11 protein-coding genes are annotated in these 17,646 nt (G+C 46.3%); all 11 read right to left on the reverse strand.

What is annotated here, in order from left to right:
- Positions 1-206: 206 nt before the first annotated feature.
- Positions 207-1,322: a glycoside hydrolase family 88/105 protein gene (locus GON05_RS09765; protein ID WP_157318974.1), complete on the reverse strand. Its 1,116-nt coding sequence runs from the start codon at positions 1,320-1,322 to the stop codon at positions 207-209.
- A gap of 104 nt (positions 1,323-1,426) precedes the next feature.
- Positions 1,427-3,067: an extracellular solute-binding protein gene (locus GON05_RS09770; RefSeq protein WP_246238954.1), complete on the reverse strand. Its 1,641-nt coding sequence runs from the start codon at positions 3,065-3,067 to the stop codon at positions 1,427-1,429.
- 41 nt (positions 3,068-3,108) lie between these two features.
- On the reverse strand, positions 3,109-3,981 hold the full coding sequence (locus tag GON05_RS09775) for a carbohydrate ABC transporter permease (protein ID WP_181646244.1): 873 nt from the start codon (positions 3,979-3,981) through the stop codon (positions 3,109-3,111).
- 19 nt (positions 3,982-4,000) lie between these two features.
- A complete protein-coding gene (locus tag GON05_RS09780; protein WP_157318975.1) occupies positions 4,001-4,957 on the reverse strand; it encodes an ABC transporter permease in 957 nt (318 codons plus the stop codon).
- 262 nt (positions 4,958-5,219) lie between these two features.
- The gene (locus tag GON05_RS09785; RefSeq protein WP_157318976.1) at positions 5,220-9,764 is read right to left on the reverse strand and encodes a family 43 glycosylhydrolase; all 4,545 of its coding nucleotides are present in this window, start codon (positions 9,762-9,764) and stop codon (positions 5,220-5,222) included.
- Between the two features lie 345 nt (positions 9,765-10,109).
- Positions 10,110-11,567: a sulfatase family protein gene (locus GON05_RS09790; protein WP_157318977.1), complete on the reverse strand. Its 1,458-nt coding sequence runs from the start codon at positions 11,565-11,567 to the stop codon at positions 10,110-10,112.
- Between the two features lie 177 nt (positions 11,568-11,744).
- On the reverse strand, positions 11,745-12,509 hold the full coding sequence (locus GON05_RS09795; RefSeq protein WP_157318978.1) for a response regulator transcription factor: 765 nt from the start codon (positions 12,507-12,509) through the stop codon (positions 11,745-11,747).
- Between the two features lie 157 nt (positions 12,510-12,666).
- A complete protein-coding gene (locus tag GON05_RS09800) occupies positions 12,667-14,535 on the reverse strand; it encodes a sensor histidine kinase (RefSeq protein ID WP_157318979.1) in 1,869 nt (622 codons plus the stop codon).
- A 130-nt stretch (positions 14,536-14,665) separates the two neighbouring features.
- The gene (locus GON05_RS09805; protein ID WP_309491788.1) at positions 14,666-15,703 is read right to left on the reverse strand and encodes a TRAP transporter substrate-binding protein; all 1,038 of its coding nucleotides are present in this window, start codon (positions 15,701-15,703) and stop codon (positions 14,666-14,668) included.
- Positions 15,704-15,791: 88 nt separating this feature from the next.
- On the reverse strand, positions 15,792-17,084 hold the full coding sequence (locus GON05_RS09810) for a TRAP transporter large permease (RefSeq protein WP_157318980.1): 1,293 nt from the start codon (positions 17,082-17,084) through the stop codon (positions 15,792-15,794).
- The gene (locus GON05_RS09815) at positions 17,084-17,578 is read right to left on the reverse strand and encodes a TRAP transporter small permease (protein WP_157318981.1); all 495 of its coding nucleotides are present in this window, start codon (positions 17,576-17,578) and stop codon (positions 17,084-17,086) included. Before GON05_RS09815 ends, GON05_RS09810 begins: the two co-directional genes overlap by 1 nt.
- Positions 17,579-17,646: the final 68 nt, after the last annotated feature.

A 17,646-nucleotide genomic window follows, 5' to 3' on the forward strand; every position in this document is an offset into this window, starting at 1 on the left:
AGAGCAGCACGATCAGTTTGAACTTGAAGCTGCCTTTTATTTTTCCGGTTATATTCCCGGGCCAGCTTGTTGGATGCAGTCGGCTCCCCTCCCCCCTTGAATTTCATCTTGTATTATAAAACGCTTCCTTCCAAGCAAACAAGGTTTACATTGTACCTGTCTGCTTAGGAAGAAAGCGCATCACGCTCCAGTCCGTTTTACCCTTATTAGGTTAAGGCTTCATACAACGCTATAAGAGCAAGGGACTGCCCGTATGCCATAGGCATGATGGTAATATTTTTATAATGATCTTTATCCATGCCCATACCAGTTCCAGCCGATACATTCAGCACAGTTCCATCCCCGCTGATATTTTGGCAAACAGCCTGGATAGCCTTGTCTGCAGCAGCCTGATAGGTGAAATCCAGAATACCGGCTTTTATGCCTTTCAAGATACCCGCAGCAATTGCTGCCGATCCCGATACCTCTTCATAGCTGGTAGTGTCTTGCAGGACTGTGTGCCAGAGACCGGAAGTGGCTTGGAGCGGAACGAGAGCATGGATCTGAGCTTTGTACGTGTCAACCAGAAATTGACGGACGCCCGGGTTCATCGTATCCTGGCAAGTTTCCAGATAATCCACGAGGCCGTAGGTGAACCAGGAATTGCCACGGCACCAGAAGATGCTGCCGAAATTATCATTCCGCTCGAAACTCCAGCCATGGAAGAACAGTCCGGTATGCTTGTCGAACAAGTACTTGATATGGAGCAAAATCTGGTGTAGGGCTTCTTGCTCCCACTCCGGCCGATTGAACTTTCGCCCAGCCTGGTTCAGAAACAGAACCGCCATAAAGAGCGTATCAATCCATAACTGCCCATTGTGCAAGTGGATTCCATTACGGTTGCCAATGGCAGTGACTGTATGTTGGAAGCCTCCTTCTTTGGTTTTGGGCAGCTCATGAATGAGCCAGTCCGCATGATCCTTGCATAGCTGTTCCAGCTGGTCGGAAGGCTCAAGCTGATCTAGGAGCAGAACCAGAGCCAGATAAGGAGCGGTCGTATTAATATTTTTTGAGGGCAGACCTACCTCCAAATTGCGGGAATACCAGTTCTGTAGAAATGGCATATAGCGATGATCGCTGTAATACTTCTGCAGCTTGTACAGACCATAAAGACCAACACCCTGCGGCCAGTCCCATTCTTCGATTCCGAAATCCCGTTGGACAATCCCTTTTCTTGTATCGGTCTGGACCACGGTTTTATCCTTTTCATAGTCGCTGCCGCCCAGATTCATAAGTTTGTCTACGACCAGTCCAATTTTTTGAAGCAGCACTTCATTTATCATGATTCATATACTCCTTCTCATATAAAATGTTCCGAAAGCAAACTTAGCCCGGCCTTTGCCGGACCAAGTCTGCATTCATCCTATTATTCTTGACCCTTCAGCCCTTATTTGTGTTGGGAGCGGACCATCTCCAGGATATCCTTACCCAGGAAGGCTCTGTCCTTATTTTCTTTGTACCAGGTATTCATGAATTCCTCGATCTGTTTGCCTCCGCCTCTCTCCCAGGCAGCTTTAGCATCTGCAGCGGCCTGCTCAGGGGTATATTTGGCCCCGCCAATAATACCTTTGGCATAGATGTCCTTCATTTCCTTGTCGATATTGGTATTGATCACGACCAAATCGCTCGGTAAGTTAGGCATATGTTCGTAGTGACTTAACGCCGGATACTGGGCCTCGGGATTAAGCAGAAACTCGTCGGCTTTCTTCAGCATGTCCAGACCTGCCTTCTGGTCAGGATCACTCACGTCGAACGCAGTGGTGGAAATAAGAAGCGGATTCTCGGGTATCGAATAGAACATGGTGTAGTCCATCGCCCAATCCAGTTCCTTAGCATTCTTCGCAGGATCAATGACCTTAGGAAAACCGTCCGCACCTTTCTTCCAATGCTCTCCCTCCACTCCTTTTTTCAGAATTAGGCTGTTCTCCGGCTTTATCATGAAGTTAATATATTCCATAGCGGCTTTCGGATCTTTAGCATCAGCATTGATCACCGTGGTCATCTGAACCGGATTTACCACATGATGAACGAATTGCCCCATGGGAGACCTGGGCTCTGCCATCGGCGCAATCTCCGCTCCCGGAACAACCTTGCGGAGCGTTTGGAGGTCTGTTACGGTACTTTCAAACCAATTGCTGACAACAGGAGGAAGATAAACGCCTATTTTTCCATTCAGATAATCCTGCTTGGCTTTGGCCCCATTCTTATCTGCTAGGTAATCCTTATCGATAAGTCCTTCCTCAAATAACCTTTTCTTGAATCTAAGAGACTCTAGTGTATTTTCCCAAGTTCTTACAATTTTGTCATCACTGGAGATTTTCCAGCCGTATGAGCCGAACATGGAATCCACCATGCCATCCGAAGTGTAGCTCATATTAGTTCCATAAGTATCCTTCTTCCCGTTGCCGTCAGGGTCCTGCTCAACGAATGCTTTCAAAACGACAAGCAATTCGTCGGTGGTCTTCGGAACCTCCAACTTCAGCTTTTTCAGCCAATCCATCCGGATAAAGGCCACACTTTGCAAATGGGGCTCATTGATTTTACCGATTTCGTAAAGCTTACCGTCCGGCTTGGTACCTATCTTGCGAAGCTGAGGGTACTTTTCTAGCAGCTTCTGGTATTCAGGTGCATATTGCAAGTAATCGTCCAGAGGCAGCAATTGCTTCTGCTGGTACAGGGAATTCCGGAACCCCGTATCAAAGTCATTGACAATATCCGGTGCACTGCCCGATGCGAACAGCACATTCAGCTTCTTGACTGACTCTGCCCGGGCTACTGGCACATACTTGGCCGTAACGGGAGAATGTTCATTGATCCACTTGGTCCAACGGTTCTCCTCAACCGTTCCCTCCGCTGCGGGAATATTGCCTCTGTCATAGTTGGAAACGGTAATTGTCGCTTTTCTTTCGGCTTGTCCCTTTGTCCCCTCTTCCTTCTGACTGCAACCAGCTGCCCCTGCTGCCATAACCGCCGTCAGTCCCAGTGCCAACGTGATCTTCATTCTTGGTGTGGATGTTTGTCTAAACATGTGGAATCCCCCTCAATCTATGATTGATTTCGTTGTTGCTGCTAACCTTTGATAGAGCCAAGCATAATACCTTTGACAAAATACTTCTGCAGGAATGGGTATACCACCAGCATGGGCATAACCATAACCATAACCCCAACTGCTTTCAGCTTTTCGGATACCATCTCCTGCTGCTGCAGCATATCCATGGCCGACATATTAAAGTTCCCCTGAATTTGCAGCATCCCCTGTACGATAACAGTAAGATTTTGCAAATTCGTTTTACTGATATAAAGAATAACGCTCATGAACATGTTCCAGTAGCCCACCCCGTAGAATAACGTCAGCGTAGCCAGCATGGGAAGAGACAAGGGCAATAGGATGCGCAACAGCAGCTGGACCTCGCCGCAGCCGTCAATCTGGGCGGAATCCATCACTTCTGCTGGGGTGCTCTCAAAATAGCTTTTCATAATCAGCATGTTATAGGTGCTAATCAGCCCACCCAGCCAAAGCGACCAGTACGTATTGGTCAAATGCAGGCTATTCATGACCAGATAAGTCGGGATCATGCCTCCGCTAAAGAGCATGGTGAACAATGCGGCCGTTGTGATCGGCTTGCGAGCGTACAGGTAACGACGAGATAAGGGATAGGCCGTCAGCACTGTAGCCAGCATGCTCAAGGCCGTTCCGCATAAGGTAATGATCACGCTGTTGGTAAAGGCTCGCAAGGCCGGTGTATTTTCAAAAAAGTATCTATAAACCGTGAAGTCAAGTCCCACCGGCCAGAACCAAACCTGACCCAAGTCAACCGCATGCCCCGAGCTCACGGACAGCGCAATCAAATGCAGGAAAGGCAGGATGCAGGTGAGCGAAATAATGATCAATACCACGTAAATAAAGCTTACAAAAATTTTCCCGCCTGTGGATTCCCTCAAGAGGAATTCACTCCTTTCTTCAGAATAGTCCCTGATCAAATTTACGGGCCAAGGCATTGGCCGACAGCACAAGCACCAGGCCGACAAAGGATTCAAACAAGCCCATGGCTGTGGTCAGACCAAACTGCGCCTGCTGCAGCCCCACTTTGTACACATAGGTGCTGATTACTTCCGCTTTCTGCATGACAGTGGGATTCTGCAAATTGTAAACCTGGTCAAACCCAACTTCCATCAGACGACCCATTCCTAGAATCAGCAATAGGATAATCGTAGAACGAATGCCCGGCAGGGTGATATGCCAAATCTGCCTAAGCTTGCCTGCACCATCCAGCCCCGCGGATTCGTACAAGCTGGGGTCAATGCCGGAGAGAGCAGCGAGATAGATAATAGCTCCGAAGCCCATCTCCTTCCACATGCCGGAGCCGATGAAGATGGAGATCCAAGAGTTTGAGCGGTATAGGAAAGGCACCGGCTCCATCCCCCAATGGCCCAACAGCTTGTTGATGGTGCCGCCATCGATGGAGAACAGGGTCAGGATAATACCTGCAACGATAACCCAGGACAAAAAATGTGGCAGATAAATAATGGTTTGAATCCAGCGCTTTAACCAGCTCTTCCGGACCTCATTCAAGGCAATGGCGATAATAATCGGCGCAGGGAACCCGAAGACCAGATTCAGAACGCTCAGGGTGAGGGTATTCCAGATAATTTGCAGCGTGACGCGGGACTGAAATAAAATCTCGAAATATTTCCACCCCACCCACGGACTTGACCATATGCCATCGTGAAAATTGTAGTTCTTGAAAGCAATCACAAGTCCGCCCATTGGCATGTAGCGGAATATCAGATAATAAAGTACTCCCGGTATCAGCATGACAAATAGCGGAATATTCTGCCGAAACCGTTTTGTTTGGTAAAAAGCTTCTTTGGCTACCGGTGCTCTAACCGTTCCTACGGCGGCAGTCTTTGTTTTCATGGCTCCCCCTTCTTTCCAGGCGTAAGTTTTTGTTGGATGTGATGCTTATAATGTACCGCGGTTCGTCTATTCCGAGCCTTAAGAATCTTTAGGTCTTTCTGTACGATTTTTGTTTCTCCTTCAAACCAAGCAGCCTCCCTGACATGGGTAAGAATGAGAATCTACCTGACATCCACCAGCACGGGACACAAAAAACCAAGGAGCCGGGCGGATATTCCCGCTTGCCCCTTGGTCTTTTTCACCTGAGATCCACTCAAACGCGTTAGTTGCTGCGCCACGCTATGAAGCGTGCAAGCATGGCGGATACTTCCGCCCGGGAAACTGCACCCGCAGGCTCCAGAAGGTTCCACGGTTTGCCGTTAAGAATACCTGTCGATACGGCCCAATCGATGGCATCAGTTGCCCAGGCGGACACTTCGCCGCTGTCCGCAAAGCTCTTGCCATTGCTCCTTGCAGCAGGCTGTCCAGCGTAACGGTACAAGACAGTAATCAGTTGTTCGCGCGTAATGGAAGCTTCTGGGGTACTGCCATCGCTGAATCCGGATGTGGTTGCCCAGTCTGTCGCCTTGCTGTACCAATATTCCCCACCTTCGGTTTCAACGCCATGCAAGCGGGCCAGCACGGTAAATAACATGGCTCGGCTCAAGGATACGTCGGGAGCGAAGACTCCCTGCTCCGTTCCGAGCAGCCATTCCCGGCTTGCTGTGAAGGCAATCGCCTCCGCAGCCCAATGGCTGTTTGGAACATCCCGGAAAACAACTTTGTTGTCGATCAACTTCACTGTCATATCCCCCTTGGCAGTAAAGCTCAATCCTGCTTCAATAATAACCGTATCGATCACTTCCTTAGTTCCGTCATCCCGAACCGCAAAGGCCACAGTGTATGCAGAAGCATTCTTGAACGGAATCGTGACCCGCGCTTGTGCTACGCCTTCAGGTAGATGGATAGTGGAAGTTACTTCCCCCAGAGAAGTCGTGATGGTCTCAACTTTGACTCCCTGCGTATCCGTGGTGACCAAGCGGCTGCTGCCATCGGGCATGTTCACGGTCTCGCGCTTGCTCCCATTCGGCCAGACCGTAGTCTCCGTCACTGCACCGGTTGTCTGATCGGTTGTGGTAGTAGTTGTGCTGCCATCCCCGTTTTTGACCCCAGTAGAAGGCGTAGTTGGGACGGCGGAATTGCTGCCGCCTCGGCCGCTATCCTCTCTGCCGTTATCATATACACCCACAGTTACAACACAAGAAGCTGTAGATCCGCCGTCTTCAGCGATTACCGTAATAATAGCTTTACCTGAGGCATGAACCGTCACAAGCCCATGTTCGTCCACGGTAGCAACAGTCGGATTGGAACTGCTCCAAGTCACCGTCTTGTTGGCTGCGTCAATGGGCTCCACATTGGCGGTGAGCTGAACATACGAGTTTCCATGATTGGTATACAGTTGAGCGATGGTCTGATTCAGGCTCACCCCGGTGACATGCACCGGCTGAGTATAGACCGTAATGTTCAAGACCACATGAGGACTGGCTTTATGGGTAACCGTCTCAGCGTATCGAACCCAATACGTCCCGGGTGAAAGATTTGAGATGGTATCCCCTTCAACACTTAACCAGGTGCTCCCATTGTCCGAGGACCATTCCATGGAGGAGGTGACCCCCGTGATGCGTCCATCCTTGGCCCCAACCGCTGATTCATTGGTGATCTTGAGCCCTTCGGGCGTAGCCTTTGGCCCTCCGGTAACCATCGCTTTAAAATCGTCAAAATCGATGGAGGCGTTGGCATAGCCATCGACGCCGAACCGCTGGCCGGTCAGCTTGTCGCCGCCTGTATGACGGAAGTTGTAGTCAGTGGCTACCTCAACGTCGTCTATATAGACGGAATAAGTCTTGGCGTCCCCAATTGCCACCATTTTGATTTTGTACCATGTATTGTACTGAAAGTCTTTGACTTTAACCTTCGTAGACGGTCCGTTTTGGACGATAATTTTGCCCGTATCAAAAGCCGTGACCATGGAATAATTGCCCGTACCGCTGTCATTTCGTATCATGGCGCCATTGGCGTACTGGAAGTTGGTGTTTAATCTTGCGCGATATTCAATGACGATGCGTTGATCTGCCTCAGCCTTTACCTCGCCTGCATACGGCAAGAACAAGTTTGCCTTGCCCGAAGTAGCGGTTGTGGTCAGCCGGAGGAATTTATTCCCGTCCTCTTCCTGCACAGTTGCGGTAGCCCCATTGGTCAGATCTTCGGTGGTAATGCCATAAGGGTACTTGCCAACCGTATCGCCGGTGAAATCCCGGTAAGCGTTATAGAGGACGCCTTCTTGAATACTGTTCAGAGAACTTAACAAAGCTGCTTCCGCTTGAGCAAGCTTATCCAGTTCCTCGTCAAATTGTTCTTTGCTCAGATCGGCGTTTACGGCCATCTCTTCCGCCTTGTTGACTTCGGCCACGAAGGCATCATACTTGGATTGGCTATAGTTGCCAAGCCCATCGCCCAAAGGATAAGAGAAGTTGGCCAGCTTGCTGCGGAGTTGATTCACAATCTCGTCAAGGCCCCAGCCCGGAATAACGTTTACGGCAATGGTGGAAGGAACATCACGGCCATCCAGCTTTAGGATGACAGGCACCTGAACTGTGCCAAGCGAGCTGAAATCAAGCCCCTCCAGCTCCCAACTGGCAACCTCGGCTTTCTTCGACTGACTGTTGTAGACAACATCAACAACGCTAGGCAGCTTAGGAGCCACTCCGGAAGGAATCTTTACTACAGAGGCAACCTGAACTGCATCGGAAGCGGCAATAACGGTCAAGTTAAGCGCTATTTTCTTGCCGTTGTATTCGGCTGTAAGAAGCGCTGTGCCCGGTTTAACCGCATATACCGATTGGGTCACAGAATCCGAATCAATCCTGACCACCCCAGGATCACTGCTGGTTAAATGGGCAGCCGCTGTCACATTCTGAACCTCATAGTTGTTATAGCGTGCCGTTACCTGCAATGACCCGCTTGTCTGCCCGCTGGTCAGGATGCTGTCCAACCCGCTAATGGCAACGGACTGTACAGCTTTAGGCTCCGCAGCAACGGTAACCGTAGCTGTAGCCGTTTTTCCATTATATGTGGCGGTAATTGTTGCACTGCCCGCATTTACAGCCTTAACCCTAACGCCTCCGTCAATCACGGCGACCTTAGTATCGGAAGAACTGAAGATTGCTCCTGTGTCAACAGCGGTATAGGTAGTGCCTGTTACGGTATACAGGGACAAGCTGCGGGTTTCACCCAATCCCAACGTGTAACCCGGGGCATTGAATAACATTTCCGATGCATCCAGTTTATATATATCCATGCTGTCGATTTCGGCAAAGTTATTCCCCTTCGAGAAGCGCAGGATATTCTTGCCTTCTCTAAGATAAACTTTCGCTGTGGAGAGCCCCCAACGATTCAGTCCGGAATAGACGATGTTCAAATTGACGCCGGAGTTCCCGTTGACCGACAAGATATGGGAGGCATCGGCTGCATTGGGTGATCTGTTGGCATTGCGTACGGACAGCATATAAAATCCTGCCTCCGGCACGTTTACGGTAAACTGGGCGTAATCGTTGGCGTTCTTAATATTGGCGACCTTCATTCCGCCGGAAGCGGTGCTTTCCAACCGGACAGCAGGAGAAGTTTCGCCGTCCGGAGCTTTCACCAACAGCGCGTTTTCCGCTTCATAGCGCTTCCGCACCGGCTCGCCCGAAGGCGTCGCAATCGGTGTGTTCGGATCGGCAGGCTCTCCCAGGTTCGGCGTATTGTCTGCTTTCCAAGTAAATTCCTGCGTGTAGACTTTGCGGGTCCATCCCGATCCCGACCAGCGGGCGGCATGGTAGATGATCCAGTCCTCTGTGCCATCAGGAGACGTGACGATGCTGTGGTGGCCAGGGCCATAAACGCCATTGGCGCTGGAGAAGATCGGCGTATCTTTTTTCACCCACGAGTCGGGATTCATCAAATCGTCGCCGATCTTGGCGGTGATCAGCCCGAGACAATAACTGTCTGTCCAGCTTCCGTTTGCAGAATAAACCAGATTGATTGTGTCGCCCTTGATCGTGACTTCTGGACCTTCATTAATTCTGGCCGGGGATGATTCCCAATCATACTCAGACGTCGAGAGCAATACCCGCTCTGAACTGATGGTCCGAGGGTCACTCATCTGGGCAATATATAAATTCTGGAAGCTTCCGTCCGTTTCTTCCCAACCGGACCAAATGAAATAGTGCTTCTCATTTACAGTCAGCACAGTGCCGTCAATCGCCCAACGGTCGGTAGAATCCGTAATCTTCCCTTTGAACTCCCAGGTGCCAGTCAACGGATTTTCACTCTCGTTCTCCAACACGTACATGCGGTGGTTAGCGTTAGTTCCGTTGTCAGCCGCAAAGTAAATATACCATTTGGATTTGCCGTCAGTATCCTTGAGATAGTGCATTTCAGGCGCCCAAACATTGGAGCTGTACATGCTGCCCTTATCCGGCGTCCAGGCCAAGCTCCTCTCACCAGCCTCAATGCCGGTGATCGTTTTCGCTCTGCGGATCACGATACCACTGGAGTTCGAAAATACGTTGTAATAGTAGCCGTCTGTGTGCTTATAAACCCACGGATCGGCTCCTGTCTGCATGATTACATTGTAGAAATCCGACACATTCTTTCCCTCATGCGCGAATGTCGAATCCATCTTGGCTGTCTTCGGTTCTGCCGCCGCAGCCATTCCGCTCCATTGTGGCAGCATTAGCAGTACTGCAAGACAAAGCATCAGATGTCTGAACTTATTTTTGACCATGTACAATCCTCCTTGGAATCGATTCATTATTTTGGTCCTTATTGCAACAATTTCCTCCTTTAGAAATTTTATTTGGAGTTTTTTGCTGACAGGGAATGATCGCTCAAAATTAACCGCTTTCATTTCTTGTAAAAGCTTTACTCCATGGATGCTTTCACTGTACTGCGATTCCTCCATTCCAGGCCTTAAGGATCTTTAGGTCTTTCTGTACGATTTTTGTTATTTAATCAAATCTGCTTTCAACCGGATTATGAGACTGCGACACATATGTTCACGTGGAATTTTACAAGAATAATTAAAAACCGGAAACCCATCGGGTCCCGGTCCCTATTCATCTCACTCAGATTAAAGAAGACCCATTCTTACATATTGGCTTGCTGGCGCATCATATCTCATCAGAAGCTCCTTCATTTTGCTCCTCATTGTTTCCTCCAACTCTTGGTCGCATATAGGGAACTGCTGTTCCGGATCTTTAATTAAATCATAAAGCAGTGGAGAACCAGTAGCATTATGATGCCTGCGTGATGTTTCCGAAAAGCGATAAACCGGTAGCGGCGATTGCTTAAGAAAATTTCCTACTTCTACATTGGCGAAACGTTCGGGGTCAGATCTGAAACCAACCGGCATAGCCGTATGGTGATGAACGATACTTCCTTCTATAGGTTGCAAGCAATAGGTATACCTGCCGTCCGTAAGGTTAATATCCTTGCCGAAATATCCGTATAGCACAGCGTCATGGTGACATTGATCGTCATTAAGCAAATGTACAAGCGACTTGCCCTGCTCCATGCGGGTAGGCACGGCTCTATGAAACTCCATCACCGTAGGCATTAGGTCAATCGTCGTAGTAAGAGCATTCACTCGTTTGCCATTATTGGCTGCATGAGGTGAATAAACGATAAGTGGGATGTGTGCCAATTTTGCATAATCAAACATATAATTTTTGGCCCAATAGCCGTTCTCGCCTAACAAATGCCCATGATCGGTTGTTAAAATAACTGCAGTGTCTTTCCATAGGTCCAACTCATCCATCGTATCCATCAATTTACCCAACCATGAATCTGCCATCGTCAATGTGCCTGCATAGCATTTGCGGATGTGCTGAATCGCATCTTCTCCTTCGTGATCGTGATCAACAGGCCCATAACTTGGCCAATCAAAATGATACCTATCGTCCCAAGTATCCTCATACATATCTACATATTTTTGTGGGCATATAAAAGGTTCATGAGGATCAAATACCTCTACATGTAAATGCCAGTTATCCTGATCATGGTTGTGTCTAAGAAAATCGATTGCTCTCATAAACGATTTGGGTGTTGGATAATCTTCTTCCCGCTCCAAGTTCATGGCAGAACGGTTTACCCAATCCTGCCTTCTGTTCTTCCCGCGATATACCGGGATAACCGGATCCTGAACTCTGGGATGCCAATGATCGCCTTCTTGCCCCCTAATAAATTCCCAAGTATTAAAACCAGTATGATAACCCATACCGTTCCACTCGAAATAATGAAAGTGGTCGGTAATCATATGACAGTATGTGCTGCACTGCTTCCGCAGCTCGCGCACCAAACATTCATCGAAGGGCTGAAGCGGACTCCATGGTGTTTCAAGAAAGTTAAGTCTGCTAGTAAAGATATCCCGACGGGCGGGCATACAGGGCAGTGATCCGGCAAAATGTTTATCGAATACTGCCCCTCGCTCTGCCAACCGATCGATGTTTGGCGTCTGTACCCATGTCTCGCCATAGCAATTTAAGTAATGTCTGTTCAGAGAATCCATCAGAATGATAATGGTCTTCATCACGGCACCTCCTAATGAAAAAGGATGGAGGATTCCCCCATCCTTTCATGCTTTTATTTAGCGAAAGTTAGGCGAGATTGAAACTCCCCTCTGTATCTTTCGCTCCTTCATTATAAAACAGAGTATTTGAATTAAACCTTCAATCTTTACGGACATATCTTGAATATCTACAGAGTTTTAATACTCCACAATAACAGCTTTCAGCTCTTCATAAGTTTTTCTGTATTGCGAAGGGGTTAGTTTCGAAACTCGTTTGAAGGCATTCCCAAAATACGAAACATCTGTATATCCTAATCGATCTGAGATTTCAGTAATTCGCAGCGATGTTTGACTCAATAATTTTTTGGCTTCTTCCATCCGGAGATTTAGCACGTAGTCCCCGAAATTAACCTTTGTTTTCTGTTTAAACATTTGACTTAGATAGCTTGGATTCAAATGAACCTTAGCTGCTGCTTCGTTAAGCGTCACATCTCTTGGCATACTTTTTTCAACGAATTGAATAACTTGTTCGATTGAAGTCAGTTCAGATAAACTACGCGATTCGTTCGTAACATCTTGTTTAGATTCCTTCTTTATCCGTTCTAGTATTTTGCTTAAACACGCATTCATATCCTCAATACCGACAGGCTTTAATAAATAGTCTCTAACTTCAAACCTTATGGCCGCTTGGGCAAATACAAAATCATCATAACCGCTAACAACAACCATTGCCTGACCCTTGTTACCGTCATACAACTCCCTTACCAACGTTAGCCCATCCATAACAGGCATGTGAACATCCGTAATTACCAAATCCACTTCATTTTCTTTTAACCAATCTAGTGCTTCAAGCCCATTCGCACATTCACAAATTACACAGAACGGCAGTCCGGTGCGTTCAATACAGTGCTTCAATGCGGTCCGTATCCATTTTTCATCATCTACGACCAAAATTGTGTGCATGGTCTCTCCCCTTCACAATCACTTTTTTCGGAATCGATTAAGGAGAAATTTCATCGGATCCGAATAAACTTTTACATATAATAGCGCTTTCATAATTATCTAATCAACTTATTGTAACACCCCAATCAATACGATTTCCTTTGTAAATCATCGAACTTTATTGAATTTCTACAGTTGTAGCACATTCCTTATTATTCAAGCGGTCCCAATATTCGCTTTTAGGCAACTTTATGTTCACCGAGGTACCTTTCCCCTGTTTGCTTTCAATAAATAATCCGTACCCTTCGCCGCACAACAATTCAATTCGCCGATGTACATTGATAATGCCAATATGGGATCCTCCAGATAAAATATCTTTTTGCTGCAAATCTTCGTTTATGGATCTAAGCAACTCCTGCTCAATTCCCGCCCCAGAATCGCTCACTGTGATTTGAAAGCTATGATCCGATTGGCTTGTAGCTGAGATCGAAATTTTTGCTGTACCCAGATTAGGCTCAATACCATGAATTACACAATTTTCCACAATTGGCTGTAGAGAAAACTTTACAATTTTCTGCTCCAGGACCCAGTCGGGCATATCAAAATCATATTCCAACTTATTGTCAAAACGATACTTTTGAATACGTAAATACCTTTTACAAACAGATAGTTCTTCTTTGACCGTGACTAGCTGGGATGTTTCTTTCAAATTATAGCGTAGTAATTTTGCAAGTGATAATGCCATATCCGCAATATCTTCCTTTTCATATTCTAAGGACATGCCACGTATTGTTTCCAGCGAATTAAAGAGAAAATGAGGATTTACTTGTGATTGAAGCACCTTAAGTTCAGTTTCCTTCTGTCGCAGAGACATCTCTGTTTCTTTGAGCTTCGAAAAATAAATCTCCTCCAACAGGTTCTTCAGCTTTTCGACCATTTTATTAAAACCATTTGTTAACATCCCGATCTCATCTCTGGATTCGACAGCAACCTTCTGTGAGAAAACACCGATCTCCACTTTTTTCATGAAATGCTGCAAATTACGAATAGGTCGAATGATGCTGGATGCAAAGCCTACCCCAAATATGTAAGCTATACATAGCGTGATTATGGTTGTCCATACTATCGTATTCCCTATATACCCCGTACCCTGACTGAGTTCTGAATAAGGCACAGCCATATACAAGGTCCACCCGAGAAATTGTGATTTACTATAAGTCACAAACTCGTCCTTTTTTTCATTTATCAGAGTGCCTTTACCCTGCTTCAGCATTTCAGTCAAGTTGTCAATACTTGCCTTCTTGCCTATTTCATTAACATCTGGGTGATAAACATAATGCCCTTGCGAATCTAGAATATACATAGCTCCCGTCCGCCCGATAATCACTTTATCAGCAATATCCTTCAGCCTTCTGAAGTTAACATCCGTTATAATTAAGCCAAATGATTCCAGTGTATACGGATTTACAAGTTTTTTGATGATAGAAATAACAGGTTCATTCCTGTCCTGTAGTTTAACAAATCGACTGACTAGCAAGTCTTCCCCGTTAGTGGGAACCGACTTGTACCAATACTCTTGTGACAGATCGGCCATCGGCTCTATACTCTTCCCAAAAGAAGTAGCTACAGGTTCCATATTATCAAGTATTATTGTGATCCCGGAAATGTCTGATCTTGAATAAGAAGTATTGTTAAGCAGAGTTTGTAGCGAGTTACGAATGCTTGTTTTTTCCCCTTCTTCCCATATCCCTTTTCTCATGAAAGATCCCATATCTGGATGATTAATCATTTTCAACGTACCGATTTCAAAGTCTAAAACGTAATATTCGATATGTGATTTTACTTGCTCAATAATTTGCCAACTATAATCTCCGGCTTCTTGCTCTAACACTTGAGATGAACGGAGATAAGAAATACTACCTACTGTAACCATTGGAACAACGACCAATAACCCTGAGAATACAAGTAGCTTCGTAATTAAGGATTGATCTTTTAAAAACAAATAACGCAGTACGATGTTCATTCCGATCTGCCATTTTATTTGCATAGTTCCACCTTCATCATCCTTTACAGTTCACCTGTTCTTAAGTGTTAGCTCAACATCTAGAAAGAGGCTTCACTAGGAAGCCCCTGCTACTTTACTCATAACAGTAAAATGCGCTTTGATGCCGAGTATCTTATTTCGCTGTACGAGCTTTATCAATGGCATCAAGGACATCCTTATACTCCGGACGGTACTTGTCGATAACCGGCTTTACTGCTGCCTGCCATGGCTTTAAATCCTTGACTTCCACGACATTCGTACCCGCAGCTCTCACTTTATCTTCCGATTTCTTCTCATATTGCTTCCATTGGTCGCGTTGGTAGCTTACTGATTCCATGGCTGCTTCTTTAATAATCTTCTTGTCTTCTTCAGACAATTTATCATTCACTACTTTACTCATCATCAGGACTTCCGGTACGCGTTGATGTCCATCAAGACCAATATTTTTGGCAACCTGATAATGATTGGAAGTATCGAAGCTTGGCCAGTTGTTTTCCGCTGCATCAATAACCCCTGTTTGCAGTGCGTTGAATACGTCTCCAAATGGCATTGGCGTTGCACTGCCTCCAAGAGCTTCGATTAAATCAATATTAATTTTGTTTTGCTGAACACGAATTTTTTGCCCCTTAAGGTCGCTAACATTGGTGATCGGTTTCCGCGAATAAAAGTGGCGCGCACCGGAGTCGTAATAAGCAAGTCCAACAAACTTAGATGCCGAAAGTCCGTCAAGTAGCTTTTGACCATCAGCGCCCTGCAGGAATTTCCACTCATGCTCATCATTGTCGAAGATATAAGGCAAGCTGAATACACCGAGCGATTTATTAAACTCTGCCATTGGTCCTGTACTTACACGGGTGAAATCGAGCGCACCCAATTGTACTTGCTCGATAACCGCCTTCTCCTCGCCTAATTGAGCGGATGGAAACACGTCAATCTTAATTCGCCCGTCCGATTTCTGATTCACCAATTCAGCAAATTTTTTATCACCCATTGTTGTTGGATAATCAGGTGGTTGTGAGTCAGCCAGTCGGAATGTATAGCTCTTCTTGGTCTCCCCTGTACTTCCCTGGGCATTGCTTTTTGCATCTTGGTTCGTGCTGCACCCGGAAATTATGGTTCCCGTCATTAACGCCATAGCTGTAACGCCTAAAACAAATTTACCTTTCTTCACTGTAAGTCTCCCCTTTAATCCATAATTTGTTTTATGTGGAACGCATTTAAGCGTTTACATACCAGAGGTAAAACTATCTTCCGGGATCTCATTTAAGTACTAAATTCGGCAGCCAAAGTGTAATCTGGGGCACATAGGTAATGAGCAGCAATACCGCAATCATCGCAAAGAAGAATGGCAATGACGCTTTCGTAGCTCGATCTACAGATACTTTGCCTATGGCACATCCAATGAATAAGACGGTTCCGACAGGTGGCGTAATTAATCCAATGCCGCAATTTAGAATCAAGATCAGACCAAAGTGAACCGGATCGATGCCAAGCGACGTAACAATTGGAAGCAGGATCGGTGTCATAATTAAAATCATAGGTGCCATGTCCATCGGAAAACCGAGCAGCAACAGCAGCACGTTGATCATCATCAGAATAATGATTGGGTTTGTTGATACACTCAGGAATAGATCCGTTACCAATGCTGGTACTTTCAGAAACGCTAACACATACCCGAATGATGCGGATGCCGCGATTAAGAACAGCACCATTGAAACGGTACGAAGCGTTCTTTTCATGACAACCCAGAATTGGGACAACGGTACGTCACGGTATACGAAGAATGTAAGAATAAATGCATAGGCACAGGCAATCGCTCCCGCCTCTGTAGCGGTAAACCATCCGGATAAAATTCCTCCCAGAATAATAACGCCTGTAAGCAACGATAGGAAACCATCACGCAGAATTTTGGGAACATCCTTTAACTTGACCGGCTCCCCTTTAACATATTGGCGTTTTCTTGCTATTACGTAGGAAACAACCATCAAGGTAAAGAGAAGAATCAAGCCAGGAACAATCCCGCCTAAGAACAGGGCCGAAACAGAAATGCCGCCAGCAGCAAGCGAATACATAACGAGGTTGTGGCTCGGCGGTACAATGACTCCTTGAATGGATGCCGATGTGGTGACAGCTACGGCAAAGTCAGCGTCGTATCCCTTTTTCTTCATCGCCGGTATGAGGACAGACCCGACAGAAGAGACATCTGCTGCAGCAGAACCCGAAATGTTGCCGAAAAACATGCAAGCTACGCAGCTCACGAGTGCTAGACCGCCTCGTACCGCGCCGACAAATATTTGTGCCAGATTAACGATCCGAAGCGCCATACCGCCTACGCTCATAATTTGTCCTGCCAGGATAAAGAATGGTATGGCCAGCAGCGGAAAGGAATTAATGCCTTGAACCATCGTTTGTCCAACAACTATCCAAGGTACATTCAAATACATTAGTGTAATTAGTGTCGAACCTGCCAGCGTAATGGCGATCGGAAACCTCAGTACAATGAGGCCTACAAAGCTAATTACCAAAATAAGTATGGCCAACGTTGTACTCATTACTGAACTTCCTCCTCAATACCTTTATGACGAATCGTTTGAATACCGAGTAATTGTAGTGTCGAGTAAATACAAATCATAATCCCGGAGATCGGCATCACGACATACATGAAACTTGTTGGTAATTTCGTAGCAGGCAAAGTGGATTGATTCATTAACTCAGTAAACTGCCACCCATTCATAACCAAGTAAAGTCCAAACCCAAAGATACAAATATCGATAATCTTCCCCAGCACTTTATTAACTCTTTTTGGGAAATGCTGAGTTACACTATCCATCGCAATATGCAGCTTCTCACGAAAGCCGAGTGCAAACCCCATAAACGAGAACCAAACCATTAATAGTAAGGTCACTTCTTCCGACCAGAAAAACACAAAATTGAACAGCTTTCGCGTAACAACCTGAACAAAAACAATGAGTGTCATGGAGGTTAGCGCCACTAAAGCCAAATTTTCAAATAAGGTGTCGATGGCCAGCGCTGCTTTTCTTAGCATGGTTTTTTCTCCTTTCTTTAATGTAAGTGTTTTCAAATCCTATCCAGTTTTAATTGTAAACCGTTATC

It is taken from the genome of Paenibacillus anseongensis, assembly GCF_009757995.1.
Classification (GTDB): Bacteria; Bacillota; Bacilli; order Paenibacillales; family NBRC-103111; genus Paenibacillus_E; species Paenibacillus_E chondroitinus.